Source organism: Micromonospora sp. NPDC007271 (assembly GCF_040634005.1).
Lineage (GTDB): Bacteria > Actinomycetota > Actinomycetes > Mycobacteriales > Micromonosporaceae > Micromonospora.
Genome location: NZ_JBEYER010000065.1, coordinates 17,840 through 42,960 on the forward strand (window position 1 = coordinate 17,840; position 25,121 = coordinate 42,960).

The following is a 25,121-nucleotide window of genomic DNA, read 5'->3' on the forward strand; positions in this document are numbered from 1 at the left end:
GGCAGCACCATCTGCGCGCACTCCCGCTGGTACCCGGTCGGCTACGGGCCGGCGACCTCCTTGGCGGCGCGCTCACCGGATTCGACCGCCCCGTTGAGGTAGCCGAAGTACTCGATCGAGGTGTGCTCGCCGGCGAAGTGGACGTTGCCCTCGCGGACGGCCTCGATGCCGAAGAAGCGGGTGTACTGTCCCGGCTTCTGCGCCGAGTAGGCGCCCTTCGACCAGGGGTTGAGCGGCCAGGCGTCCCGGTAGGACTTGCCGGTGTAGGCGGCGGTGATGCCCGGGTAGATGGGTTCCAGCTGGTTCAGGAACGACGTGACCTGGGCGGCCGGTGCCGCGCCGAACGGCGCTCCGGTCCACGCCGTCGTCTGGCTGCCACCGGGAAACTCGCACAGCACTCCGGTGGTGGTCGGCTGGTTGACGGCGTCGTCCCAGGCACACTGGAAGCCGGTGACGTTGGTGTAGGTGGCGCCCCCGTAGCCCTGCGCCACCCACGGCCGGCTGGTGAACTGCACGTGGATCTTCGCGTTGCTGCCCAGGTCGAACTCGTTGATGGAGCGCATCTTCACCGTCGAGAACCCGGCCTTGGACAGGTCGCACTCGCGCAGCAGGGTGAACGGCAGGGCGAGGATGACCTTGTCGGAGGTCACGTCGGTGTACTTGTTGCCGGCCTGGAACGTGCAGGTCACCGAGCCGTTGGCGTTCGTCTTGACCGCCACCAGCCGGCGGTCCAGGGTCACCGTGCCGGCCGGCAGCTGGGCGGTCATGCCGGTCAGCAGCTGGTCGTTGCCGCCGATGATCGTGTACTTCTCGTCGCCTCCGGTGAGCGGGGCGAGGGAATTCTGCGAGTTCCAGGCGAGCAGGTAGATGAGGTTGAGCGCCGACTGCTGGTCCGGGTCGAGGCCGTACTCGGCGACGACGTTGCTCTGCATGAGCTTCGCGAAGCGGCTGGAGAGACCGCCCGGGATGTTCGCGTCCAGCCACTGGTTGACGGTCTGGTTGTCCAGCGCCAGCCCCGCCGAGGTGTAGCTGTCGTACCGCTGCGGCCACGGCGCCGCCTGTTGGGCCGCCTTGAACGCCTGGTAGACCTGGCCCCAGTCGGCGTTCGCCGCGCTGTACGGGTAGTTCGCGCCGTCGATCCAGTACTTGTCGCCGCCGGGTGGCTGGTTCCCGCCGTTCACCGTGCGCAGGCTGAGCCCGAGACTGTTCGCGAGGTTGCGGATCGTGTGGTGCTCGGTGTTGATGAACGCGCCGCCGTGCTCGACGACCACCCCGTCGTCGAAGAAGTTACGCAGGCTGTAGCAGCGACCACCGATCCGGGAGCTGCCCTCGTAGACGGCGGCCCGGATGCCCTTGACCTTGTAGAGCCAGTGAGCGGCGCGGATGCCGGCGAGCCCGGCCCCGACGATGGTCACCGACGGTGCCGCGGCGGCAGCGGGGCGGGGCAGGCCGGCGGCCGAGGCGACGGCGGCCGCGCCGACGACCGCGGCGCCGCCGAGCAGCTTGCGACGGGACAGGCCCGCCGCGTGCATCTCGATGACTTCGTCGACCGGGATCCCGGTCCGTTCGGATTCGGCGTGTGCGGCGAGCATGGCACGCAGACGGCTGGTGAGTGGTGTTCGACCCCTGGAACCCATGACTGACCTCCGGTCGGAAGCGCCTGAGCTGGCGTGCCCGACATTTAAAGTCGAGTTCAGTTAGGTAGTCAAGAACTTCGTTGTCCAGTAACGTAGCCACCCACCAGAGCTGGTCTCGAGTTCAGGACTGGGCCCACCACCGGGCGGCCACGAGCTCGGCGACCAGCGTCTCGGTGAGCAGGCGTACGCCGGGCTCGTCGTCGTGGTGGTAGCGGAGCACCGCCGCGGCGCCGGCCACCTCCGCACCGACGGCGAGCAGGGTGGCCTGCCGCTGCCGCAGCCAGTCCAGCGCCGGCGCGTCGTAGCGGGAACCGGGAAACAGCAGGGCCCGGTAGTCGAGCGTCTTGGTGAGGTAGACGTCGACGTGCGACCAGTCACCCGTCTCGCAACCGGTGGCGGGACGGCGGGGACCCTCGCGGACCATCAACGCCGACTGCAGCGCCGACGAGAGCCGCTCGGCCGGCGCGAGGGTGTAGACGCCGTTCGGCCCGTCCAGCAGTCCGGCGGCCGCCGGCAGCCACTCGTCCCGGCGGGCGAGCAGGTCCTCGGTGGCGTCGGCGGCGCGCCGGGCGAGGTGGACGACGTTCCGCCGGGCGCCCGCGACGTCCGGCCCGGCCGTCAGTCGCGCCACCAGGTCCAGCAGCAGCACGAGGGTGTGCTGGAAGGTCCGGCACGCCACCCCGCCGGTCTCGGCCCCGGCGTGCATCGGGACGACGAGGTCGGCGACGTCGGCCAGCGGCGAGTCCGCCGCGTTCGTCAGGGCGACCAGCGGGCCCGATCCCTGGTAGCGGCTCGTCGCGTCGAGGGTCTCCTGGCTGGCCCCGGTGGCCGAGATGGCGACCACCAGGGTCCGCGGTCCGGGCGGATAGCTGGTGGCGGCCGAGGCGTACTCGGCGACCGCGTCGACGCCCGCGGCGCGCAGCCGCAGCGCGGCCATCTCGGCCGCGTAGCGGGAACTGCCCATGCCGAGCAGGAGCACCCGCTCGACCGGATCGGGCAGCCCGTGCCACACGTCGCCGTCGGCCAGCACCGCGGCCAGGCGGCGTAGCGACTCCGGTTTGGCTTCCAGGTCGGCCAGGAACAGGCGCGGGTCCATCGGCTCCTCGATCTAGTCGTACCAGCGGCGCAGCACGCCCATCGGCGCGTACCGCCAGCGGGGCAGGAAACGGGCGGCGTAGCACAGCTCGCGGCACTCCTGCTCGACCTCGAACGGCCGCAGCAGCCGCTCGTCGAACAGGTGCGTCATGCCGCGTTCGGCCAGGGTGCGGCGGTAGGCGGCGAGAAGATCGTCCGTCGCCCGTCGGCACCAGTCGGTCACGGCCGGCCGGTGCCGGTCCTCGGTGCGCCGGTTGGCGATCTCCCCGACGTGCAGCAGGCTGGTGCGCAGCTGCGCCACGTCCCGGGCGGGCGGCTCGGTGAGGGTGGCGCCGCCCGGGGCCGCGAGGGTGGGGTTCCCGTCGAAGTCCGTCACGGCGAGCCCGCCGCGCCACCGCAGGACCTGCCCGACGTGCAGGTCGCCGTGGGGCTGGATCGCGTGCGCCCGGTCCACCTCGCGGGACCGCCCGATGTCGGCGGCGAGCCGGGGCAGCCGGGCGGCGAACCAGCGCGCCTCCTCGTCGTCGTCGGCGGCGATGAGCCGGTGCGCCTGATCGAGGACGGCCAGGCCGTCGGCCGCCCAGTCCCGGTGGCTGACCGCGACGGGTGCCGGAATGGTCCCGGATGGCGTGGCCAGTGCGCAGTGCAGCTCCGCGGCCAGCACCCCCAGGTCGCCGGCCAGGTCGGCCGGCGGTCCCCCGTCCAGCTGGCCGAGCAGGGCGTCGACGCACCAGTCCCAGCCGTCGGCCGCCTCGGGCAGGAAACCGGTCACGACCGCGACCAGGCCGGCGTCCGGTCCGTCGCGGTAGACGGCCGCGTACGGCGTCGGCGTGCGGGTGAAGCCGACGGCCGCCAGGTGCGCCAGCAGGGCGGGAGCCCGGTCGGGCGAGCCGCCGGGCCGCATCCACTTCACCACCACGCGCTCACCCACCACGACCGAGGTGTTGGTCTGGTCGACCGTGATCAGCCGTTCCCCGAGGGGGCCCCGGGCGAGCGGAACGAGGCGGTGCACCCGCAGACCGGTCACCGCGCCACCGGTGGCGATGGCGTCGACGAGCGCGGCGGAGGCGCCGTGCGGCACTCGGGCGTCTGTTGAATCCAAGTTCAGTTTCCGACGTAAAAACTCAGCTACGAAAGGCGGCATGAGTCTTGCGCACGTTGACTCTCGTTGCAACACTCCGGTTCACTGTCTCGACTCCCGACAGGAGTGCCGAGTGTTTCCGTGGAAAAATGTCCGGCGTGGCGCCGTCCCGGCCGCCCTCGCCGCGGGCCTCGTGGTCGCCCTGGCGGCGTGCGGTGGTGGCGCCGACACCGCCGGCGCCGCGGGCCCGGACGCTCTCGATCCGAACGCCGACCTGAGCAAGCAGAAGCTCACGGTCTCCAACTGGGACGGCTACATGCCGGAGGACCTGCCCGAGAAGTTCAAGGCGGCGAAGGGCCCGGCGGTCACCGTCACGAAGCACGCCACCAACGAAGAGATCATGGCGAAGCTGACCGCGGGCGCGGACAGCGGCATCGACGTCGCCTTCGTGTCCGGGCAGTTCGCCCAGGCGCTCGCCGAGCAGGGCCTGGTCGAGCCGATCCACGCCGATCTCGTGCCCAACCTCAAGAACCTCTACCCGGAGGCCGGGCAGCTGGCCTACGACAAGGGCAACAGGTTCTCCGTGCCGTACACCTGGGGCACCACCGGCCTGTGCTACCGCACGGACCTGACCGGCTACACCCCCGACAGCTGGGAGGACCTGCTCTCACCCCGGCCGCAGCTGGCCAAGAAGGTGACCATGATGGCCACCGAGCGGTGGCTCATGCTCCCGGCGCAGAAGACGCTCGGCTTCTCGGCCAACACCACTGACGCGGAGCAGTTGGCGCAGGTGAAGCAGAAGCTGCTCACGGCGAAGAAGACGCTGCTGGCCTACGACGACACCACCTTCGGCGACCGGCTCAAGTCCGGCGAGGCCGCCCTGGTCGAGGCGTGGGACGGCTGGTGCCCCACTGACGACCCGAAGATCAAGTTCGTGGTCCCCAAGGAGGGCAGCGACCTCTGGGTGGACACCATGGTCATCTTGAAGACGTCGAAGAACAAGGAGGCGGCCCACGCCTTCATCAACTACATCCTCGACGCCGACAACCACTCCTGGGCCGCGGAGAACATCCTCTACAAGGTGCCGAACGCCGCCGCCATGGCCAAGGTCGACGCCAAGCTGCTGGCGACCCACCCGCAGCTGAAGTTCCCCCCGGCCGACCTGCTGAAGCAGGAGGTTCCGGTCGACCTGGGCGACGCCGCGCCGGCGTACACCCGGATCGCGACCGAGGTGTCGGCCAGCAAGTGAGCTCAACTCTCGCCCCTCAACGCGCCGCCCGTGCGGACGTCAGTCCGCGCGGGCGGCGCGCCGCCCGACGGGAACGACTCGTCGGGCGGCTGGCCACCCTCGGACCCGGGCTGGGCTACCTGATCGTCTTCATGCTGGTGCCGCTCGCCCTCGTGCTCAGCTACACGCTGTTCCACCGGGGTCGCTTCGGCGGGATCGTCTACGAGGCCTCGACGGAGAACTTCAGCCGGGTCGCCGACGGGCTCTACCTCGGCGTCGTCTGGAGCTCGGTGAAGCTGGCCGGGCTCACGACGGTGCTGGCACTGCTGCTGGGCTATCCGACCGCGTACCTCATCGCCCGGCTCCCCCGCCGCTGGCGCACGGTGGCGCTCGTCCTCGTGGTCCTGCCGTTCTGGACCAACTTCCTCATCCGCACCTACGCGTGGATCATCCTGCTCAACAGCGAGGGCGTGCTCAACCGGGCGCTGACCGGGATCGGGGCGATCGACCGACCGCTGGAGCTGCTCTACACCCCCGGCGCCGTCGTCGGCGGGCTGCTCTACGCCTACCTGCCGCTGATGGTCCTGCCGCTGTACTCGGCGATCGAACGCCTGGACCCCCAACTGCGCGAGGCGTCGGCCAATCTGGGCGCCCGCCCGGCCCGGACGTTCTTCTCGGTGACCTTCCCGCTCACCCTGCCCGGCGTGCTGACCGGCTGCGTCTTCGTGTTCGTGCCCAGCCTCGGCAACTTCGTGGTCCCCGAACTGCTCGGCGGCGGTCGAACGGTGATGGTCGGCAACCTCATCCGCGACCAGTTCCTCAAGGCGCGGGACTGGCCGTTCGGCTCGACCCTCGCGCTCATCGTGATCGCCCTGCTCGTCCTGCTGCTGATGGTGCAGGCGTGGGCGGCCCGACGGCTGGCAGGTGGCAACCGTGCGTAGGTTCAGTTGGCTCTACGTCCCGGCGGGCCTGACGTACGTCTTCCTCTACCTGCCGATCGTGGTCCTCGTGATCATGTCGTTCAACGCGGCCGACACCCCGTACCGGTGGGACGGTTTCGACACCGCCTGGTACGGCCGGCTCTTCGCCGACCGGGCGGTACGCGAGGGGCTGGTCAACACGCTGGTCGTCGCGGCCGGCGCCACCGCGCTGTCGACGGTGCTCGGCACCCTGCTCGCCGTCGGCCTGGCCCGGCACACGAGGTCGAAGCTGCTCGACGCGATCGCGGTGGCCCCCGCCGTGCTGCCCGACATCGTGCTCGCCATCGGCCTGCTCGCCTTCTACACCGCGGTTCAGTTCACGCTCGGCCTGCACTCGATCCTGCTGGCGCACACGGTGTTCGGCACGGCCTTCGTCGCGGCCGTGGTACGCACCCGGCTGGCCCACGTCGACGGATCGCTGGAGGAAGCCTCCCGCGACCTGGGTGCCACGGCGTTGCAGACCTTCGTCCGGATCACGCTCCCGTCGCTGGCCCCGGGCATCATCGCCGGTGCGCTGCTGGCCTTCTCGCTCTCCCTCGACGAGTTCGTGATCGCCTTCTTCACCGCCGGTCCGCAGGATCCGACGCTGCCCATCGTGATCTATTCGATGGTGCGCTTCGGCGTCACCCCCGAGATCAACGCCCTGGCGACGCTGCTGCTGGCGGTCAGCTTCACGTTCGTCATCGCGGCCCAACGCCTGTCCCGCCTCACGGAGTCTCTATGAGCGACCACCACGCCGGCGAGCCCCTGGTCAGCATCCGGTCCGTCAGCCGGCGCTTCGGCGACGTCCAGGCTCTGGATCAGGTCAGCCTCGAGATCCGCCAGGGCGAGTTCTTCGCCCTGCTGGGACCGAGCGGCTGCGGCAAGACCACCCTGCTACGGATCCTCGCCGGCTTCGAGCACCCGGACAGCGGGTCGGTGACCCTCGACGGCACCGACCTGCTCGGCGTCGCACCACACCGGCGGCCGGTCAACCTGATGTTCCAGTCCTACGCCCTGTTCCCGCACATGACCGTGGCCCGGAACATCGCGTACGGGCTCGAACGCGAACGGCTGCCGAGGCACGAGATCCGCGAGCGGGTGGACGAGGTCCTCGCCACCGTCGGCCTCACCGGCCTGGCCCGCCGCCGCCCGCACCAACTCTCCGGCGGTCAGCGGCAGCGGGTCGCGCTGGCCAGGGCGATCGTGAAGCGGCCCCGGCTGTTGCTGCTCGACGAGCCCCTGTCCGCGCTGGACAAGAAGGTGCGTGCCGAGATGCAACTGGAGCTCAAGCGGTTGCAGCACGAGGTGGGCATCACCTTCGTGGTCGTCACCCACGACCAGGAGGAGGCGATGTCGCTGGCCGACCGGATCGCCGTGCTGAGCGAGGGCCGGGTGCGTCAGGTCGACGCGCCGGTGCCCCTGTACGAGCGGCCCGCCGACCTGTTCGTGGCGGACTTCATCGGGGCCAACAACCTGATCGCCGGCGTGGTCACCGCGGACGGTCTGCGGGTGCCCGACGTCGGCGTACTGCCCTGCCCCGCCGCCCCGGACGCCGTCGGGGCCGCGGCGACCGTGGCGATCCGTCCCGAGCGGGTCCGGCTCGGGGTCGACGGCGGCCTGGTCGGGGTCGTGCGCGACGTGACCTTCTTCGGCGGAACCACGCGCGTGGCGGTGGATGTGGCGGGGCTCGACCGGCCGCTGCTTGCCACGGTCGCCGGCGCGGCCTCGGTGGCGCTCGGGGACAAGACCCGGGTGGACTGGGCGGGTGCCGACGCGGTGCTGCTCGACGGGGCGTGACCGCTTGACGCGCGCCGGGTCCGCCCGGCGCACCGGTCGCGCCCCGCGCCGACGTCAGGTCGCGGTCCGTGCCGACGTCCGGTCGTGGCCGGTACTGACGTCCGGTCGCGGTCCGTGCGGCGTCCGGTCGTGGCCGGTGCGGCCGTCAGGTTGTGGCCTTGCGGGCGCGCGGTGGCTTGGCCGGCTCCTCGGGCACGTCCAGCGGGTTGCCGGTGACCAGCCGGGCGTACGACAGGATCAGCTCGACCGCCTCGGCGGCGTGCAGGGTCGGGTGCCGGGCGACGATCCGGTAGCCGTACGCGTCCTCGAGCGCCACCAGGTTGCGGGCGATGGTCTGCGAGTCCGCCGCGAGGGTGAACACGCCCTGGGCCGCGCCGAGTTCGAGGATCGTCTGGTACATGGAGACCTGCCGGTCGTAGAGCGTGGTCAGCAGGGCGGCGTAGACCCGGTTGCGGCCGGCCGCCCCGCCGAGTTCGCAGAGCAGCCGCACGTCGGCGTCCTCGGCGTCGGTGGGCAGTCCGGAGCGGATGGTCACGACGAGCTTCCGCACCGGGTCGGAGGTGGTGGCGATCTTCTTCACCCGTAGCTCGTAGAAGCGCTCCATGCCGGCGTGGTGCGCTTCCAGCAACAGGTCCCGCAGGTCGGGATAGTGGTAGAGGACCGCGCCGGAGGTGAGACCCGCCTGTTCGGCCACCTGGTTGAGCAGGACCGTGTCGGTCCCGTGCTGCAGCATCGCCCGGCGTGCGGCCTCGATCAGGTCCAGCCGTCGCTCGGCACGCGACTTGCGGGTTTTCATGTGGCACCGCTCCGAGGTACGACGTCAGATTCTCCCCGAACACCATAGTGCCTGCGTATTGACTGCCGACCGATGACCTTGTTGAATTTCGATTCAACAGTCACCCCCGGGAGATCCGATGTCTCAGCTGACGGTCCTGTTCATGCCCGAGAGCGCGTACGGCCCCACCAACAACTGCATCGGTATCGGCGACGTGCTGCGCCGACGCGGACACCGAGTGGTGTTCGCGGCCGAGGCGTCGTGGCGGGGCAAGCTGACCGCGCTCGGCTTCGAGGAGGACCTCGTCGACCTCGCCCCACCGCCGGAGAACGCCGAGGAACAGGACGCCGGTCAGTTCTGGAAGGACTTCATCCGCGACACCGCGCCCGAGTTCCGCAAGCCGACGATCGAGCAGCTGGAAACCTGGGTCAAGCCGGTGTGGGTCGAGCTCATCAACGGCGCCAGGTACTGCCAGCCCAGGCTGCTGGAGATCATCGACCGGGTACGGCCGGACATCATCGTCGAGGACAATGTGGTCGCCTTCCCGGCGCTCAACACCGCCGGGGTGCCCTTCGTCCGGATCGTTTCCTGCAACCCGCTGGAAATGAAGGGTCCGGACGTCGCCCCCGTCTTCTCCGGGTACCCGGCGACGGACCGGTCCGGGTGGGCGGCGTTCCGGGCCGAGTACGACCGCGTCCACCGTCCGGTGTGGGAGGAGTTCGACGCCTGGGTGCGCGAGCAGGGTGCGCCGGGCCTGCCCGACCTGGAGTTCATCCACGAGGGCGACCTCAACCTCTACGTCTATCCGGGCATCGCCGACTACGTCGACGCCCGGCCGCTCGGCCCGACCTGGCAACGGCTCGAGTCGTCGGTACGCGAGACCGACGAGGAGTTCACCATGCCGGCCGAGCTCGCCGACCGGGACGGGGCGTTGATCTACTTCAGCCTCGGCTCGCTCGGCTCGGCCGACGTCGAGCTGATGCGGCGGGTCATCGACTCGCTGGCCAAGACGCCGCACCGCTACATCGTCTCCAAGGGCCCGCTGCACGCCGAGATCGAGCTCGCGGACAACATGTGGGGCGCGGAGTTCCTGCCCCAGACGAAGATCATTCCTCAGGCCGACCTGGTCATCACCCACGGCGGGAACAACACCACGACCGAGGCGTTCCACTTCGGAAAGCCGATGATCGTGCTGCCGCTGTTCTGGGACCAGTACGACAACGCGCAGCGGGTCGACGAACTCGGCTTCGGGGTACGCCTCGACCCGTACCGCTTCACCGACGAGCAGCTGCACGGGGCAATCGAGCGTCTGCTCGGCGACGACGACGTGCGCAAGCGGCTCGCGGAGCACGGCGCGGCGATCCGAGCCGCGGACGGCCTGCGGCAGGCCGCCGACGCGATCGAGCGGTTGGCCGGCCCGGCCGGGGCCCGTCGTTGACGAACTGGTACGCCCCGGCGCGGGACGGCTCGGCCGCAGCCGCGTCGGTGAGGGCGCAGCAGGCCCTCGCCGACGCGGCACCCGCGATCTTCTGGACCGACCGTCGTGACCGGCCACCACCACGCCCACGGCTGACCGGCGCACGCACCGCCGACCTGGTGGTGATCGGCGGCGGGTTCACCGGCCTGTGGGCCGCCATCCTGGCCAAGCAGGACAACCCGGACGCCGACGTCGTGCTGGTGGAGGCCGAGCGCGTCGCCTTCGGCGCGTCCGGGCGCAACGGCGGCTTCGTCGCGGACTCGCTCACCCACGGCCTGTCGCACGGCAGGTCGCAGTGGCCCACGGAGATGGAGTCGCTCGTCCGCCAGGGGCGGGAGAACCTCGCGGCGATCGTCGAAACCGTGCAGCGGTTCGGCATCGACGCGGGCCTGCGGCTGTGCGGCAAGACCACGGTGGCGGTCGCCCCCCATCAGGTGACCGAACTCGCCGGCCTGGCCGAGCTGCATCGGGCGTACGGCGACGACGCGACGCTGCTCGACGCCGAGCAGGTACGCGCCGACGTGGCCTCGGCGCTGTACCTCGCGGGCGTCCGGCTGCGCGGCTCCGGCGGTCTGGTCGACCCCGCCCGGCTAGCCTGGGGGCTGGCGAGCGCCGCCGAGTCGCTCGGAGTGACGATCCACGAGGACACCAGAGTCACCGGCTTCGACCGGTCCCGCAGCGGCGTCGTGGTGCGGACGACCGACGGACGGATCACCGGGCACCACGTCGTCATCGGGACCAACGCCTATCCCCCGCCGCTGCGGCGGTTGCGGCACTGGATCCTGCCGGTCTACGACTACGTCCTGGTCACCGAACCGCTCAGCGACGCCCAGCGCACCGAGCTGCGGTGGCCCGAGGCGCAGGGCATCACCGACGCCGGTAACCAGTTCCACTACTACCGCCTCACCGACGACAACCGGATCCTGTTCGGTGGTTACGACGCCATCTACCGGTTCGGCAACCGGGTGGACGCGGCCCTCGACCAGCGCGACGCCACCCACCGCCTGCTCGCCCAGCATTTCGCGGAGACGTTCCCCCAACTCGACGGGATCCGGTTCACCCACCGCTGGGGCGGAGTGATCGACTCCACCACCCGGTTCACCCCGATGTTCGGCACCACCCGCGACCGGCGGATCGCCTACGCGGTCGGCTACACCGGACTCGGCGTGGCCGCGTCCCGCTTCGGCGCGCAGGTGGCACTGGACCTGCTGGCCGGGCGGGAGACCGAACGGACCCGGCTGCGGATGGTACGGCGGCGGCCAGTGCCCTTCCCGCCGGAGCCGCTGCGGTACCCGGCGGTGGAGATGACCCGCCGCGCGCTCGCCGCGGCGGACGCGCGCGACGGGCGCCGGGGGCCGTGGCTGCGGCTCCTGGACAAGTTCGGTGTCGGATTCAACAGCTGAGGAGCGACCGTGGCCATACTCACCAACCCGGCGACCGGCGCCGTCATCGGCGAACTCGCGGACACCGAGACCGGGGACGTCGCGAAGCGGGTGGCCCAGGCACGCAGCGCGTTCGAACAGTGGCGGGACGCCACCCCGGCCGACCGCTCGCGCGTCCTGCTGCGCCTGGCCGACCTCGTGGAACGGGACGCCGAGGAACTGACCCGGCTGGAGGTCGAGGAGACCGGGAAGCCGGTGTCCGTCATGCGCGACGGCGAGGTGCCGTTCGGTGTGGACAACCTGCGGTTCTTCGCCGGCGCGGCCCGCTCGCTGGACGGGACGGGTGCGGGCACGCTGTCCGCCGGCTACACGTCCCTGCTGGTGCGCCGGCCCGTCGGTGTGGTCGGCTCGATCGCGCCCTGGAACTTCCCGCTGATCATGGCGATCTGGAAGATCGCCCCGGCAGTGGCCGCCGGCAACGCGGTGGTCATCAAGCCCGCACCGCAGACGCCCCGGACCACCCTGGCGCTGGCCCGCCTGATCGAGGAGGCGGGCGCGCCCGCGGGCCTGGTCCAGGTCGTCACCGGTGGCGCCGACGTGGGAACCGCCCTGGTCGCGGACCCGGGCGTGGACATGGTCAGCGTCACCGGGTCGACCCGGACCGGACGGGAGGTGATGCGCGGCGCGGTGACCGGGCTCAAGCGGGTGCACCTCGAACTCGGCGGCAAGGCACCGGCGATCGTCTTCGACGACGCGGACCTGACCGAGATGGCGCTCGGGGTGGCGATGGGCGCTACCTACAACTCCGGCCAGGACTGCACCGCCGCCACCCGCGTCTACGTCCAGCGATCCGTCTACGCGGAGGCGGTCGATGCGCTCGAGGCCGCGCTGGCGAAGGTGCGTACCGGCGACCCCTGGTCGAGCGAGACCGACATCGGCCCGCTCATCTCGGCCGACCACCGGGACCGGGTGGCGGGTTTCGTGGCCCGCGCGGCGGCCGAGGGCGCCACCGTCGCGGTCGGCGGTACGCCCCTGGGCGGCCCCGGGTTCTTCTTCCCGCCCACCCTGGTCGTCGGCGCCGAGCAACGCAGCGAGATCGTGCAGGGCGAGGTGTTCGGACCGGTGGTCGTGGTGCTCCCCGCCGACGACGAGGACGACGCGGTACGCCTGGCCAACGACAGCCAGTACGGTCTGGCGTCGTCGGTCTGGACCCGTGACGTCTCGCGGGCCCTGCGGGTCAGCCACCGCCTCGACGTCGGCGTCACCTGGATCAACGACCACCTGCCCATCGCCTCGGAGGCACCGCACGGCGGCGTGAAGGGCTCCGGCTTCGGCAAGGACATGAGCCAGGAGGCGGTCGCGGAGTACTCGGTCACCCGGCACCTCATGATCAAGCACGCGGCGCCGGCCGCCCGCGACTCCTTCCGGCCGGCCTGACTGTCGTCGGTCGCCCGGCGTCCCGGCCGGATACCGTACCCGCGGCGCGGGTCGCTCCGCGCCGGGCGGCCGAACGATGGGAGGAACCGATGCGCCTGCACGTGGGGTGCGCGATGTGGACGCACAGGTCCTGGCAGGGACGCTTCCTGGCGCACCCGCTGCCGGCCCACGAGCGGCTGCGCGCCTACGCCGGGTGGTGCAGTGCGGTCGAGGGGAACACCACCTTCTACGCGACTCCGGACCGGGAGACGGTGGCGTCGTGGGCGCGGCAGACCGACCCCGACTTCCGGTTCGTGCTCAAGCTGCCGAGGGCCGTCACGCACGATCGCCGGCTCACCGGCGCCGACGAGGAGCTCCGGCTCTTCCTGAACGCGATCGAACCCCTCGGGCCACGGGCCCACGCCCTCTGGATCCAGCTTCCGGCCTCGTTCGGCCCCACCGACGTACCCGCGCTCGCCAGATTCCTGCGCGGGCTGCCCACCGCTCACCGGTACGCCGTGGAGGTCCGCCACCCCGCCTTCTTCGACGATCCCGGGGCGGTGCGGACGTTGGAGGAGACGCTCGTCAGGGTCGGCGCGGAGTGGATCCCGTTCGACACCACCGCGTTCTTCCGTACCCCGCCGACCAGCGACGCGGAGCGGGAGGTGTGGACCAGGAAGCCGCGTACGCCGCTGCGCACCCGGGCGCTGACCGAGCGGCCGATCGTCCGGTACCTTGGCCGGGACGACCCCGCGCGGACGGCGGAGGGCTGGCAACCGTGGCTCGACGTGGTGACCGGCTGGCTGCGCGAGGGCCGTTCGCCGACGGTCTTCGTGCACACGCCGGACAACGCCGACGCGCCGGAGCTGGCCCGCCGGTTCCACGACGAGGTACGGGCACGCCTGCCCGAGGTCGCGCCGCTGCCCGAGCCGGCGCCGGTCGGACCGTCGACACTGTTCTGATCCGGCTTTCGATCAGCGTGCGTACGAGTTGTACAGGTGGTTGCGGAAGACTTCGCCCGGATCGTGGCGGCGTTTTGCCGCCACGACCCTCTCCCAGGCCGGGTAGGCGCGGCGGACCTGGTCGTCGGTGCCGTGTAGCCGGTACGGCAGATAGAACGTGCCGTTGACGTCGATCGCCGCGTCGATCAGCTGGCGGGTGGTGCTGCACATGCGGTCCTCAGCCTCGCTGGTGTCCTCCTGCCGAAAGTTCATCACCAGGCCGAAAACGTCCTGCCGGGCGTACGCCAGTGCAGTGCGATGGTCCTGACGTACGTCGCGGACGGTGACATTGAGCAGCTCCACCCGGCCACGTTCGAGAATTCCGCGGGCCTTCTGGACAAACTCCCACAGTCGTTGTTGCGGGACGAAGTACTCGTGGAGGATGTCACGCGTCCCCGGCGAGTGGTCGGCGAAGACCGCTACGGGCTCGTTCAGGATGCTGTTCCGGCTCAGCGGCCCGGCCAGCCATGGAGCCATCTCGCGTTCCACCCCCCAGCGCAGCGCCTTGCCCACGTCGCTGCCGGCCGAGTTACGGAACACGGCACGTTGTAGCTGCGGCATGCCTGGACTGGTCAAGGGCAGCGCAGCACCACGGGTGCCAGGATCGGGGGTGAAGGTGACCAGAATGGCTTCCTCCAGGAAGCTGCGCGGATCCACCGACAGCCGCCCGTAGGCCATCTCCACCGCGGAACCGGCCGCGTACACCCGTTCGGTGAAGGTGGTCGCGTAGTCGCGGGTGCGCACGGTACTGAAATGCGGGCTGTACAGCGCGTTTGGCCAGACGTCGAGGTCAACGTCGAGGATCACCCCGAACAAGCCGTAGCCGCCGAGCACCAGTCCGAACTGTTCCACGTTCTCGGTCGGGCTGCAGGTGATCACGTCGCCGTCGGCAGTGAGCAGCCGGAAGCTGCGTACGGTGGCGGCGATCGGGGGATGGTTGGTGTGCCAGCCGTGGCAGTTCACGCTCAGTGAGCCACCCACCGAGAAGTCGTGGTTGGACTGCATCACCTTTGGCGCAAAGCCGGCCGCGTTGAGCACCGGAACGATCTCGCGCCAGGTCGCGCCCGCGCCGACACGCACCACACCAGCCGCACTGTCCAGCAAGATCTCGTTCATGGGCCGGGTGTCGAGGACCCAGCCGCCGGCGAGCAGGCTCTGCCGGCCCATGGAATGACGTACGCCTGCGATCGCCAACGGCGGGTCATCGCCTTCGGCGATACGGCGCAGCAGCGGCGCGACGACCTGGGTGGTGGATTCCACCGAGTTGCCAGCGAAGAGGACTCCCCGCACGGCGGTCGGGTTCAGCCTGCTCGCGTCGTCGAGCAACGCCGCAGACGGATTGGTAGGTGGGATCCTGCCCTGCTCCGCCCATCGGCTTACCGCGACAGTAGCCGCACTACCAGCAACCAGCGCTCCCGTCGCCGTCACCCCGTGCGTCAGTACCTGCCGCCGCGACATCCGGAACCGTGCCACCACCCGCCACCTTTCAACAGGAAACCAGCCTCTTCGCCACGCGCCTCGCGCCGCGGTGCACAGCCCAACGTGCGATTTCACGACGGTGCGGAAAGGTTGTCACACCTGAATCTGACGATCAGCGCAGGTCGCCTCATCGGGTACGGGCTGACATCGACTCCTCACCCCGGCCGCCTTCCTGGCCCCCTGGTGGCGCAAAATGCTCCGGTTCGCGCCACGGGGCGACGACGGGCCGACCGTCTCCGACGTGGCAGCCGGCGGACGGACTCAGCTGATCTCGGACGTCGTCCAGCGCGGGGAGGCGTTGGTGACCGGCACGGTGTCGCCGACCAACGTGGTCAGTGTCTCGGTGTCCCGCCGTGCGCTCGTACCGACCCACAGTTCGACGTCGCCGGGCTCCACGACGCGGGTCAGCGTGCGGTCGGAGAAGGCCAGGCGGGTGGTGGGCACCGTCAGCTCGACCGTGACCGACCGGCCCGGCGCCAGGTGGACCCGCCGGTATCCGAGCAGCTGCGCCACCGGCCGGGTGACCGAGGCCACCACGTCGCGGCCGTAGAGCTGGACCACGTCGTCGCCGGCGACCGCACCGGTGTTCGTCACGCGTACGGCCACGTGCAGCGACCCGTCGGTCGGCACCGTGGCGGGCACGGTGAGGCCGGTGTGCGCGAACGCCGTGTAGGAGAGGCCGTGGCCGAACGGTGCCGCGGGCGTCGCCGGCAGGTTGGTCACCTCGCTGCCCTCGCCGAGCGTGGGATGCAGGTACGAGTACGGCTGCGCCCCTGCCGAACGGGGCAGGCTGACCGGCAGCTTGCCCGACGGGTTGACCCGCCCGGAGAGCACGCCCGCGATCGCCCCGGCGCCCTCCTCACCCGGGAAGAACGCCTGCACCACCGCCGCGCATCGCGACAGTGCCCAGTCGACCGCGTAGGGCCGGCCCGTGACCAGCACGAGGACGACCGGGGTGCCCGTCGCCAGCACCGCCTCGACAAGCTCGCGCTGGACCCCGGGCAGCTCCAGGTCGTCGCGGTCGCAGCCTTCGCCGACCGTGCCGCGCCCGAAGAGGCCGGCGTGGTCGCCGACGACCAGTACGGCGACATCTGCGGCGGAGGCCACGGCGACGGCCTCGTCGAACCCGGACCGGTCCTCGGTGTCCACGTCGCAGCCGCGCGCCCAGGTGACGAGATCGGCACCGAACTCGACGCGCGCCGCGTCGAGGACCGTCGGCACCTCGATTCCGGCCTCCACGCCGGGATGCTGGACGAGCACGTGGTTGAGGAAGGAGTAGCACCCGAAGAGCGCGCCCTGCCGATCGGCGTTCGGGCCGACGACCGCCACGCGGCGACCCGGGGGCAGCGGGAGTACGTCCCCGTTGGCGACCAGGACGATCGACTCCTCCGCGAGGCGGCGGGCGATCGACCGGTGCTCGGGCGGGTCGAGGTCGACCGCCGGGGGCGGTTCGTCGGTGAAGGTGGCGTCGAGCAGGCCGAGTTCCAGCTTCTGGCGCAGGACCCGCAGCACCGCCCGGTCGATGAGCGCCTCGTCGAGCCTGCCGGCCCGCACCGACTCCCGCAGGGTCTGGTAGGCGTCGCCGGTCGGAAGCTCGATGTCGACACCGGCGGTCAGCGCCTGCACGGCCGCCTCCGCGTGGTCGCCCGCGACATGGTGCAGCAGGTTCAGGAAGGCCACTCCGTAGTAGTCGGCCACCACCGTACCGTCGAAGCCCCACCTGTCCCGCAGCACGCCGGTCAGCATCGTCGGATCGGCGGCGACGGGCACGCCGTCGATCTCGGCGTAGGAGTGCATGACGGAGCGCGCGTCGCCGTCGAGGATCGCCATCTCGAACGGGAGGAGCAGCACGTCGGCGAGCTCCCGCGGGCCGGCGTGCACGGGGGCGAAGTTGCGCCCGGCGCGCGAGGCGGAGTAGCCGGCGAAGTGCTTGAGCGTGGCGTGCACCCCCTGCGACTGCAGACCACGCACGTACGCGGTGCCGACGGTCCCGACCAGGTACGGGTCCTCGGAGATGCACTCGTCGACCCGGCCCCAGCGCGGGTCACGGATCACGTCGAGCACCGGGGCGAGGCCCTGGTGGACGCCCAGGGCGCGCATGGACGCCCCGATCGCCGCGGCCATCTCGGTGACGAGCTCGGGATCGAACGCGGCGCCCCACGCCAGTGGTGTGGGGAAGGTGGCCGCTTTCCACGCCGAGAGCCCGGTGAGGCACTCCTCGTGGACGATCGCCGGTATGCCGAGCCTGGTACCCGTCACCAGGTCGGACTGGAACTTCCACAGCCACGACGCACGCGCGGCGGCGTCGATGGGGCGCGTGCCGTAGGCGCGGGTGAGATGGCCGAGCCCGTGCCGGGTGAAGTCCTCGAGCTTGGCGATGTCGCCGAACTCGCCCTGCAGCGGTGCGACGGCCTCGCCGTCCTCCTTCTCCCAGAAGCCGACGAGCTGCGCGACCTTCTCCTCGATCGTCATCCGGCCGAGCAGCTCACGTACGCGTGCCTCGCCGTCCCGGCCGTCCGACCGGCCGTGGTCCGGCCCGGTCCGAGCCGGCGCCGGCCCGTCCACCGTCCCGCGGACCTCAGTCATGCTGTGCCTCCCCCTTGGGTTGTGCTGGTACCGCTGTCGCTCAGCCCTTGACCGCGCCCTGCAGGCCACCGACGATCTGCTTCTCGGCGAACGTGAAGAAAAGTAGTGCCGGCAGCATCGCCAGCGAGGTGAAGGCGAGGACGCCCGCCGTGTCGGTGGTGTACTGGCTCGAGAAGTTCTGGACACCCAGCGGCAGGGTGTGCCGGCTGGCGTCGCCGAGGACGAGCAGGGGCAGGAGGAAGGCGTTCCAGCTCGCCACGAACGCGAGGACCCCGACGGTGACGAGCGCGGGCCGCGACAGCGGCAGCACGATGCGCCAGAGGAAACCGAGCCGGCCCGTGCCGTCGATCGCCGCGGCGTCTTCCAGCTCGCGGGGGATGGCGGACAGGAAGGGACGCAGGATCACGATCGTGAGCGGCAACGAGAAGGCGACCTGCGGAAGGATCACGGCGTAGTAGGAATTGATCATGTTCAGGTCGCGCAGCAGGAGGTATAGCGGCAGGATCGCGGCCCCGGCCGGAAAGAGCAGGCCGAGCGTGAAGAAGGTGTAGAGCGCCTCACGCCCCCGGAAGGTGTACCGGGCGAGCACGTACGCGGCGCAGACACCGAGTGCCACGACGCCGAGCGTCGTGGCCAGCGCGATCAGTGCGCTGTTGAACGCCTGCCGCCAGAAGTTGCTCTGCGTCAGCACCCTGGCGTAGTTGTCCCAGACCCACGGGTCGGGCAGGCCGGCCGGGTTCGCGACGATCTGCGGGGTGGTGCGGAAACCGCCGACGATCACGTAGACCACCGGGGCGATCGACACGGCTGCGACCGCGAGCGCCAGCGCGTACGTGAGCGCGGTGCTCCACGACACCGGGCGCCGCTCCGAGGACAGGGCAGGGACGGCGTTCGTGGCCACGGTCAGTTCACCCTCCTGGTGATGGCGCCCTCGATGTCGCGGCGGAGGAGGAAACGCTGGAACAGCAGCGCCGCGACGAACGAGATGACGAACAGGATCACGGCCACCGCGTTGCCGTAGCCCCACAGCCGGGCGAAGAAGCCGTTGTCCACCATGTACGTCGCCATCGTGGCCGAGGCGCCGAGCGACCGCACCGCGGGTACCGAGGTCACCCAGATCACGTCGAAGACCTGCAGCGAGCCGATCATCGACAGGAACATCCAGATCCGGATCGTCGGGCCCAGCAGTGGGAGCGTGATGTGGCGCTGGATCTGCCACCAGCTCGCGCCGTCGATCGCGGCAGCCTCGCTCAGCTCGCGCGGCACGTTCGACAGGCCGGCGAGCAGGAGGATGATGGCGAAGCCGACGTACTTCCAGGTGAGGATGAGCAGCAGCGTCCAGATGACGACGTCGAGGTCGGCGAGCCACGCCTGCACCCAGCTGCCCAGCCCCAGTGACCGCAGCAGCGCGTCGACCGTGCCGCCGTCGGTGAGGATCAGCTTCCACATGATGCCGACGGTGACCTCGGCGAGCACGTAGGGCACGAACACCAGCAGGCGGAACACGGTGCGCCCGCGGAAGCGGCGGTTGAGCAGCAGGGCTGCGCCCAGTGCGATCGGGCCCTGGACCAGCAGCGACCCGACGACGATGAGGGCGTTGTTGCGCAGCGCGTCGAGGAAGATCGGGTCCTGGAAGGCGAGGAGGTAGTTGTTGAAGCCGACGTACTCGGTGGGCGGCCCGACCCCGCGCCAGCGAAACAGGCTGTAGTAGACCGCGAAGCCCATCGGCACCAGCACGAACAGCACGTAGACGAGGATCGCCGGCGTCGTCAGCCCGACGATCTCGTACCACTTGCGGCGGGTTTCGGCCGCGCGGGCGGACGAGCGGCCGGGCCGGAGGCCCGTCGGCGGCGCGGACGCGCCGCCGGCGGGGCTCAGGGTCGGGTTGGTGGAGGTCACTTGCGTGCAGCCGACTTCATCGCTGAGACGACCTGCTCAGGGGTGCCGGTGCCGGCGAAGATGGCGACGATCGCGTCGTTCATCGCGTTGCCGACGGTGCTGCCGAAGGCCGTGTCCAGCCAGAGCTGTACGTAGGTCGCGTTGGACGTGGCCGCCAGGATGGACTTGAGAGCGGGATCGGCCACGCCGGCCTCCGCGCCCTTGGTGACGGGCAGACCGACGCCGGTCTCGGCGTAGCCCTTCTGTACCTCGGGGCTCACGATGTACTTGAGGAACTCGACGCACTCGGCCGGGGCGTTCTTGGCACAGGCGAACCCGTCGCCGCCACCGAGGGCCGCCTTCGGGTCACCCGCGGCTCCGGACATCGCCGGTACGGGGAACCAGCCGAGGAACTTGTTGAGGACGGCCGGGTCCTCGGCGACGGTCTCCAGGGTGCCCTTGTTCCAGTCGCCCATGAGCTCCATCGCGGCCTTGCCGTTGGCGAGCAGGCCATTCGCGCTGGTCGGATCGTTCTGGCCGGGCGTGGCGATGAAGTTGGGCTGGAACGGCTTGGTGGCGATGAAGGTCTTCAGGTTCTCGCCGGCCGTCACGAAGCACGGATCGTCGAAGACGCGGTCGGCGGAGGCCTTCTTCAGCGTGTCGACCGAGCAGGCGCGCAGCGCGAAGTTGTACCACCAGTGCGCGGCGGGCCACTTGTCGCCGGCGCCCAGGGCGATCGGGGTGACGTTGATCGCCTTGAGTTTCGTGACCGCGTCGTTGAGCTCCTCGAACGTGGTCGGAAGAGAGGTGATGCCCGCCTTGGCGAACATATCCTTGTTGTACCAGATGCCCTCGATGCCCATTCGGTACGGCAGGCCGTACTGCTTGCCGTCCACCTGCCAGATCTCGGCCGCGCTGCCGATGCTGGCGACCTCCGTCTTGACCTGGTCGGTGATGTCCTTCAGGTAGTCGGCCTCCACCTGCTCGCGGATCTCACCACCGCCCCACGCCTGGAAGATGTCCGGCGGGTCGCTGCTCAGGAGCGCGGCGGGCAGCCGGGTGCGCTGGAGCTGGTTCGTCTCGATCGCCTCGATCTTGATCGTGACGCTCGGGTGGGCCGTGGAGAAGTCCTTGGCCACCTTCTCCCAGTAGGTCTTGCCGGGCCCGTCCTGCGAGGCGTTGTGCCACCAGGTCAGGGTCACCGGGTTCTGGTACAGCTCGTTCTCGGTGGGCGCCTCGCTGTCGCCGCTGTTGCACCCGGCGACAAGGAGTGCGCTGGTCGTGAGCAGCGCCAGGACCGTGCCTGCGCGGCTTTTCATCGCCATCGTTGTCTCCTCGACTAGTCAGTCGCGGTACTCGGCCTGCCGGCGAGTTTTACAGTCGTCTATCCCTGTGTCAATCGGTATCGATAACGTTTTCGACTGCCCATGACGAGGCTCGGGCCGCCCCTCTATCATCGTCGGCGTGGCGTTCCCGCAGCGCGTCAAGATGTCGGACGTGGCTCATGTCGCCGGCGTCTCGGTGGCAACCGTATCGAAGGTAGTCAATGGACGGTACGGCGTGGCGCAGGCGACGGTGGAGCGCGTCCAGCAGGTCATCCACGAGCTCGGGTACGAGGCCAGCCTGGGCGCACAGAGCCTCCGCAGCCACCGCACGAACGTGCTGGGCATCCTGGTCGCCGAGTTCGAGCCGTTCTCGGCCGAGCTGCTGAAGGGGGCGTCCAGGGAGGTCGCCGGCACCGGGTACCAGCTGCTGGCGTACTCCGGCGGCGACGGCGACGGCGCGGCCGTCGGCTGGGAACGACGGTCGCTGGCACGCCTGTCGGGAACGCTCATCGACGGGGCCGTGATCGTCACGCCGACGGTGGTCGAGACCAAGCACGGCTTCCACGTCGTGGCCGTCGACCCCCACACGGGCCCGTCCGGTCTGCCCACCGTCGACTCGGACAACTTCGCCGGCGCCGTGCTCGCGACCAACTACCTGCTGTCGCTCGGTCACCGCCGCATCGGGCACATCAGCGGGCGCCCCGACCTCGAGTCGGCACGCCTGCGCGAGGCGGGCTTCCGCAAGGCCATGGCCGACGCCGGGGTCGCGGTGGACGAGAGCCTCGTGCGCGTTGGTGGGTTCCGGATCGAGAGCGCCGCCGGTACCGCCGCGGAGCTGCTCGCGCTCCCTGACCGGCCGACCGCGATCTTCGCGGGAAACGACCTCTCGGCGATCTCCACCATGGACGTCGCCCGAAGCATGGGCCTGACGGTGCCCGACGACCTGTCCGTGATCGGCTTCGACAACGTGCCGGAGTCGGCGCTGGTCAACCCGCCGCTGACGACGATCATGCAACCGCTCCAACGCATGGGCGCCGAGGCGCTGCGCCTGCTCGTCGACCTGATCGGCGGCGTCGAACGCGACACGCACATCCGGCTGCCCACCGAGCTGGTCGTCCGCGCGTCCTGCTGTCCCCACCCCTGACGCCGAGGCCGAGGCCCGCCCGAGGCGCTGTCAGGCGGGCAGCGGAGCGGCGCTGTCGCGGACGATGAGCTCGGTGGCCAGTTCCACCCGCGGGCTCTCTATCTGCTCGCCTTGCGCCAGCCGAAGGACCGTGCGGGCGGCGAGCAGGCCCATCTCGGCGAAGGGCTGCCGGACGGTGGTCAGCGGCGGCGAGCACCACCGGACCTCCGGCAGGTCGTCGAAGCCGACGACGCTGAGGTCGTCGGGCACCCGCAGGCCGCGTTGCCGTACGGCTTCGTAGACACCGAGGGCCATCTGATCGCTGGAGGCGAAGATGGCGGTGGGGCGGTCGGGCAGGCGCAGCAGCTGGGTGCCTCCGGCGAACCCGGCCTCGTGGTAGAAGTTCCTTGGTGGATCAGCCGGTCGTCGACGGTGAGGCCGGCGGCCTCGATCGCCGCGCGGTAGCCGTCGAGGCGCGCCCGGCTGTACATCAGCTGCGGTGGCCCGGCGATGAAGCCGATCCGCCGGTGGCCGAGACCGAGCAGGTACTCGGTGGCGCGCAGACTGCCCACCCAGTTGGTCGTGCCGATCGTGGGCGCCTCCTGCGGGGGCACCCCGGCCGGGTCGACGATCACGACGGGGATGTTGAGACGACGCAGCTCGGCCTGCAGCGGTGGCTCCAGGGTGGAGGTGGCCGAGCGGCGCTGCCTGTCGTTCACCCTCTGGGGCTTCACCGACCGGCACTCGTGGGTGCCGGGTTGGTTCAGCAACCCGCCGGAGCGCCTGGCCACCGTCTACGACGAGAACTACCAGCCGAAGCGGCGTACCAGGAGCTCAAGGCCGACCTGAGCTACGCCGGGCCGCCCCACATGCGGCCGCGGGTGGTGCGGAATCCGCGCCGGTAGGCATCCGCTCGACGACGGCGGGGCAGGTCCAGCGACCGACCCCGCCGTCGTTCGTGACCGGCCGGGCGGGCGTCAGGCCCGATAGTTTCCGGAAATTGTTGACGCCACCGGCGCAGCACCGCGTTCGGCCCCGCGGATGGCGGCACGTCAGGCGAGCCCCACACGGGGGCCGCGCCCCTCGGCATCCGGCGCCGCATCAGGCAACGCCCCAGGCCATGCCGGCTGCCGCCGGCTACCGCCGGACGACAGGTTGAGAATTCGGAACGGTACCGGTACTTTTTCGAGAGATAACCTTCGATCAACTCACGGTGCGCGGGAGATGTTCCCGATCCGCGCGGCCTCCGGGCGGTCGCGCAGCGAGCCGGTCACCGTGGCGGGCAGTGGTCGAAGTTCCTCTGATCCACCCGACTATGGAAAGGCTTCCTGATGGACAAGATGCTCGCCCGCGGCAGCGGGAGCGGCTCGACAGCCCGGCCACGCCCCCGTGCCGTGCTGCTGTCGATGGTGGCCGGCGCCGCGGTGGTCGCCGCGACGGTGGCGGTGGCGTCCAGTGCCAGCGCCGGCACGACCCTGGGCGCCTCGGCGGCGGAGAGCGGCCGTTACTTCGGCACCGCCGTGGCGGCGAACAAGCTGTCCGACAGCACGTACGTCGGCATCTTGAACCGCGAGTTCAACATGGTGACCCCCGAGAACGAGATGAAGTGGGACGCCACCGAGCCGTCCCAGGGCCAGTTCAACTACACCAGCGCCGACCGGATCGTCAGCCACGCTCAGGCCAACGGGATGCGGGTGCGCGGGCACGCCCTGGCCTGGCACTCGCAGCAGCCCGGCTGGGCGCAGAACCTCTCCGGCAGCGCGCTGCGGCAGGCGATGGTCAACCACGTCACCCAGGTCGCCACCCATTACCGCGGCAAGATCTACGCCTGGGACGTGGTGAACGAGGCCTTCGCCGACGGCACCAGCGGCGCCCGGCGCGACTCGAACCTCCAGCGCACCGGCAACGACTGGATCGAGGTGGCCTTCCGCACCGCCCGGGCCGCCGACCCCGGCGCGAAGCTCTGCTACAACGACTACAACACCGACGGGCAGAACGCGAAGTCCAACGCCGTCTACGCGATGGTGCAGGACTTCAAGGCCCGGGGCGTACCGATCGACTGCGTCGGCTTCCAGTCGCACTTCAACAGCGCCTCGCCGGTGCCCAGTGACTACCAGGCCAACCTGCAGCGGTTCGCCAACCTCGGCGTGGACGTGCAGATCACCGAGCTGGACATCGAAGGCTCCGGGACCACCCAGGCCGACAACTACGGTCGGGTCGTGCGCGCCTGCCTGGCCGTGTCCCGCTGCACCGGCATCACCGTCTGGGGCATCCGCGACACCGACTCGTGGCGGGCGAGCGGCACCCCGCTGCTCTTCGACGGCAGCGGCAACAAGAAGCCGGCCTACACCGCCGTCCTCAACGCCTTGAACGGGGGCGGCACTCCCCCGCCGACCACCACCCCGCCGGCCACCACTCCCCCGCCCACGACCGCCCCGCCGACCACCCCGCCGCCCTCGGGCAGCGGCTGCACCGCCACACTGGCCCTCAACCAGTGGCAGGGCGGCTTCGTCACCTACGTCCGGGTCACCGCGGGCGCGAACCCGATCAACGGATGGACCGTCGTGCTCACCCTGCCCGGCGGGGCGGCCATCACCAACACCTGGAGCGCCCAGCCCAGCGGCACCACCGGCACGGTCAACTTCCGGAATGTCGACTACAACGGCCAGCTCGGCGCCGGAGCCAGCACCGAGTTCGGCTTCCAGGGCACCGGCGTCGGCCCGTCCGGCACCGCCACCTGCACGGCGAGGTGACCGACGGCGGGCCGGCGCGTCGGCCTGACCGGCTGAGCCGAGCCCCGCGGCGGCCCGGCGGGAGCACCCCGGGCGGCCGCGCATCCCTGGTGGCAGGTGATGTGCCTGACCGGCGTTGACTACTTC

20 protein-coding genes and 1 pseudogene are annotated in these 25,121 nt (G+C 70.7%); 11 read left to right on the top strand and 10 right to left on the bottom strand.

Annotated features, from left to right (window positions below; genetic code table 11):
• Positions 1-41: 41 nt before the first annotated feature.
• The 3 genes from ABZ570_RS22265 to ABZ570_RS22275 form a co-directional block, all read right to left on the bottom strand.
• Complete coding sequence (locus ABZ570_RS22265; protein ID WP_358066699.1) at positions 42-1,592, bottom strand: NAD(P)/FAD-dependent oxidoreductase; 1,551 nt, start codon at positions 1,590-1,592, stop codon at positions 42-44.
• A gap of 166 nt (positions 1,593-1,758) precedes the next feature.
• Positions 1,759-2,733, bottom strand: a complete 975-nt coding sequence (locus ABZ570_RS22270; protein WP_358066702.1) for an SIS domain-containing protein — start codon at positions 2,731-2,733, stop codon at positions 1,759-1,761.
• Between the two features lie 12 nt (positions 2,734-2,745).
• Positions 2,746-3,834 carry a hypothetical protein gene (locus ABZ570_RS22275; protein WP_358066705.1) on the bottom strand — a complete coding sequence of 363 codons (1,089 nt, stop codon included), beginning with the start codon at positions 3,832-3,834 and terminating at the stop codon, positions 2,746-2,748.
• A 112-nt stretch (positions 3,835-3,946) separates the two neighbouring features.
• Between ABZ570_RS22275 and ABZ570_RS22280 the strand changes: the two genes are divergently transcribed.
• The 4 genes from ABZ570_RS22280 to ABZ570_RS22295 are packed head-to-tail and all read left to right on the top strand — an operon-like array spanning position 3,947 to position 7,800.
• Entirely contained in the window at positions 3,947-5,062 is a 1,116-nt protein-coding gene (locus ABZ570_RS22280; RefSeq protein WP_358066708.1) for a spermidine/putrescine ABC transporter substrate-binding protein, read from the top strand.
• Positions 5,059-5,982 carry an ABC transporter permease gene (locus tag ABZ570_RS22285; protein WP_358066711.1) on the top strand — a complete coding sequence of 308 codons (924 nt, stop codon included), beginning with the start codon at positions 5,059-5,061 and terminating at the stop codon, positions 5,980-5,982. The genes ABZ570_RS22280 and ABZ570_RS22285 overlap by 4 nt, the downstream gene beginning before the upstream one ends.
• Positions 5,975-6,745: an ABC transporter permease gene (locus tag ABZ570_RS22290; protein WP_358066714.1), complete on the top strand. Its 771-nt coding sequence runs from the start codon at positions 5,975-5,977 to the stop codon at positions 6,743-6,745. The genes ABZ570_RS22285 and ABZ570_RS22290 overlap by 8 nt, the downstream gene beginning before the upstream one ends.
• Entirely contained in the window at positions 6,742-7,800 is a 1,059-nt protein-coding gene (locus ABZ570_RS22295; RefSeq protein WP_358066718.1) for an ABC transporter ATP-binding protein, read from the top strand. Before ABZ570_RS22290 ends, ABZ570_RS22295 begins: the two co-directional genes overlap by 4 nt.
• A gap of 145 nt (positions 7,801-7,945) precedes the next feature.
• Here the strand turns inward: ABZ570_RS22295 and ABZ570_RS22300 are convergent, their stop codons facing one another.
• Complete coding sequence (locus ABZ570_RS22300) at positions 7,946-8,596, bottom strand: TetR/AcrR family transcriptional regulator (protein ID WP_358066721.1); 651 nt, start codon at positions 8,594-8,596, stop codon at positions 7,946-7,948.
• Positions 8,597-8,714: 118 nt separating this feature from the next.
• On the opposite strand from ABZ570_RS22300, the gene ABZ570_RS22305 reads away from it, so the two are divergent.
• From ABZ570_RS22305 to ABZ570_RS22320, 4 genes are all read left to right on the top strand, one after another.
• A complete protein-coding gene (locus ABZ570_RS22305; protein WP_358066724.1) occupies positions 8,715-10,013 on the top strand; it encodes a nucleotide disphospho-sugar-binding domain-containing protein in 1,299 nt (432 codons plus the stop codon).
• A complete protein-coding gene (locus tag ABZ570_RS22310) occupies positions 10,010-11,455 on the top strand; it encodes an FAD-dependent oxidoreductase (protein WP_358066727.1) in 1,446 nt (481 codons plus the stop codon). Before ABZ570_RS22305 ends, ABZ570_RS22310 begins: the two co-directional genes overlap by 4 nt.
• A 9-nt stretch (positions 11,456-11,464) precedes the next feature.
• Positions 11,465-12,871, top strand: a complete 1,407-nt coding sequence (locus ABZ570_RS22315; protein ID WP_358066730.1) for an aminobutyraldehyde dehydrogenase — start codon at positions 11,465-11,467, stop codon at positions 12,869-12,871.
• Between the two features lie 113 nt (positions 12,872-12,984).
• On the top strand, positions 12,985-13,812 hold the full coding sequence (locus ABZ570_RS22320) for a DUF72 domain-containing protein (RefSeq protein WP_358066754.1): 828 nt from the start codon (positions 12,985-12,987) through the stop codon (positions 13,810-13,812).
• Positions 13,813-13,824: 12 nt separating this feature from the next.
• Here the strand turns inward: ABZ570_RS22320 and ABZ570_RS22325 are convergent, their stop codons facing one another.
• From ABZ570_RS22325 to ABZ570_RS22345, 5 genes are all read right to left on the bottom strand, one after another.
• The gene (locus ABZ570_RS22325; protein ID WP_358066733.1) at positions 13,825-15,177 is read right to left on the bottom strand and encodes an FAD-binding oxidoreductase; all 1,353 of its coding nucleotides are present in this window, start codon (positions 15,175-15,177) and stop codon (positions 13,825-13,827) included.
• Between the two features lie 414 nt (positions 15,178-15,591).
• Positions 15,592-17,916: a glycoside hydrolase family 3 N-terminal domain-containing protein gene (locus ABZ570_RS22330; protein ID WP_358066736.1), complete on the bottom strand. Its 2,325-nt coding sequence runs from the start codon at positions 17,914-17,916 to the stop codon at positions 15,592-15,594.
• 40 nt (positions 17,917-17,956) lie between these two features.
• A complete protein-coding gene (locus tag ABZ570_RS22335; protein WP_358066757.1) occupies positions 17,957-18,823 on the bottom strand; it encodes a carbohydrate ABC transporter permease in 867 nt (288 codons plus the stop codon).
• Positions 18,820-19,815 carry a sugar ABC transporter permease gene (locus ABZ570_RS22340; protein ID WP_358066739.1) on the bottom strand — a complete coding sequence of 332 codons (996 nt, stop codon included), beginning with the start codon at positions 19,813-19,815 and terminating at the stop codon, positions 18,820-18,822. The genes ABZ570_RS22335 and ABZ570_RS22340 overlap by 4 nt, the downstream gene beginning before the upstream one ends.
• Positions 19,812-21,119: an extracellular solute-binding protein gene (locus tag ABZ570_RS22345; protein WP_358066742.1), complete on the bottom strand. Its 1,308-nt coding sequence runs from the start codon at positions 21,117-21,119 to the stop codon at positions 19,812-19,814. Before ABZ570_RS22345 ends, ABZ570_RS22340 begins: the two co-directional genes overlap by 4 nt.
• Before the next feature lie 139 nt (positions 21,120-21,258).
• Here ABZ570_RS22345 and ABZ570_RS22350 point away from each other — a divergent pair, with 139 nt between their 5' ends.
• Complete coding sequence (locus ABZ570_RS22350; RefSeq protein WP_358066745.1) at positions 21,259-22,263, top strand: LacI family DNA-binding transcriptional regulator; 1,005 nt, start codon at positions 21,259-21,261, stop codon at positions 22,261-22,263.
• Positions 22,264-22,293: 30 nt separating this feature from the next.
• Here the strand turns inward: ABZ570_RS22350 and ABZ570_RS22355 are convergent.
• Positions 22,294-22,934: pseudogene (locus ABZ570_RS22355) on the bottom strand (substrate-binding domain-containing protein); the annotation flags it as partial.
• On the opposite strand from ABZ570_RS22355, the gene ABZ570_RS22360 reads away from it, so the two are divergent.
• Together ABZ570_RS22360 and ABZ570_RS22365 are read left to right on the top strand one after the other, a co-directional pair.
• Complete coding sequence (locus tag ABZ570_RS22360; protein WP_358066748.1) at positions 22,885-23,091, top strand: endo-1,4-beta-xylanase; 207 nt, start codon at positions 22,885-22,887, stop codon at positions 23,089-23,091. The pseudogene ABZ570_RS22355 and the gene ABZ570_RS22360 overlap by 50 nt on opposite strands.
• Before the next feature lie 482 nt (positions 23,092-23,573).
• Positions 23,574-24,995 (top strand): endo-1,4-beta-xylanase, encoded by a 1,422-nt coding sequence (locus ABZ570_RS22365; protein ID WP_358066751.1) that lies wholly within the window; start codon positions 23,574-23,576, stop codon positions 24,993-24,995.
• Positions 24,996-25,121 lie beyond the last annotated feature (126 nt).

Coding starts and splice junctions, on each gene's coding strand:
- ABZ570_RS22265 (WP_358066699.1), bottom strand. CDS start 1,592: ATGCTCGCCGCACACGCCGAATCCGAACGGACCGGGATCCCGGTCGAC.
- ABZ570_RS22270 (WP_358066702.1), bottom strand. CDS start 2,733: ATGGACCCGCGCCTGTTCCTGGCCGACCTGGAAGCCAAACCGGAGTCG.
- ABZ570_RS22295 (WP_358066718.1), top strand. CDS start 6,742: ATGAGCGACCACCACGCCGGCGAGCCCCTGGTCAGCATCCGGTCCGTC.
- ABZ570_RS22300 (WP_358066721.1), bottom strand. CDS start 8,596: ATGAAAACCCGCAAGTCGCGTGCCGAGCGACGGCTGGACCTGATCGAG.
- ABZ570_RS22305 (WP_358066724.1), top strand. CDS start 8,715: ATGTCTCAGCTGACGGTCCTGTTCATGCCCGAGAGCGCGTACGGCCCC.
- ABZ570_RS22320 (WP_358066754.1), top strand. CDS start 12,985: ATGTGGACGCACAGGTCCTGGCAGGGACGCTTCCTGGCGCACCCGCTG.
- ABZ570_RS22330 (WP_358066736.1), bottom strand. CDS start 17,916: ATGACTGAGGTCCGCGGGACGGTGGACGGGCCGGCGCCGGCTCGGACC.
- ABZ570_RS22345 (WP_358066742.1), bottom strand. CDS start 21,119: ATGGCGATGAAAAGCCGCGCAGGCACGGTCCTGGCGCTGCTCACGACC.
- ABZ570_RS22360 (WP_358066748.1), top strand. CDS start 22,885: ATGTTGAGACGACGCAGCTCGGCCTGCAGCGGTGGCTCCAGGGTGGAG.
- ABZ570_RS22365 (WP_358066751.1), top strand. CDS start 23,574: ATGGACAAGATGCTCGCCCGCGGCAGCGGGAGCGGCTCGACAGCCCGG.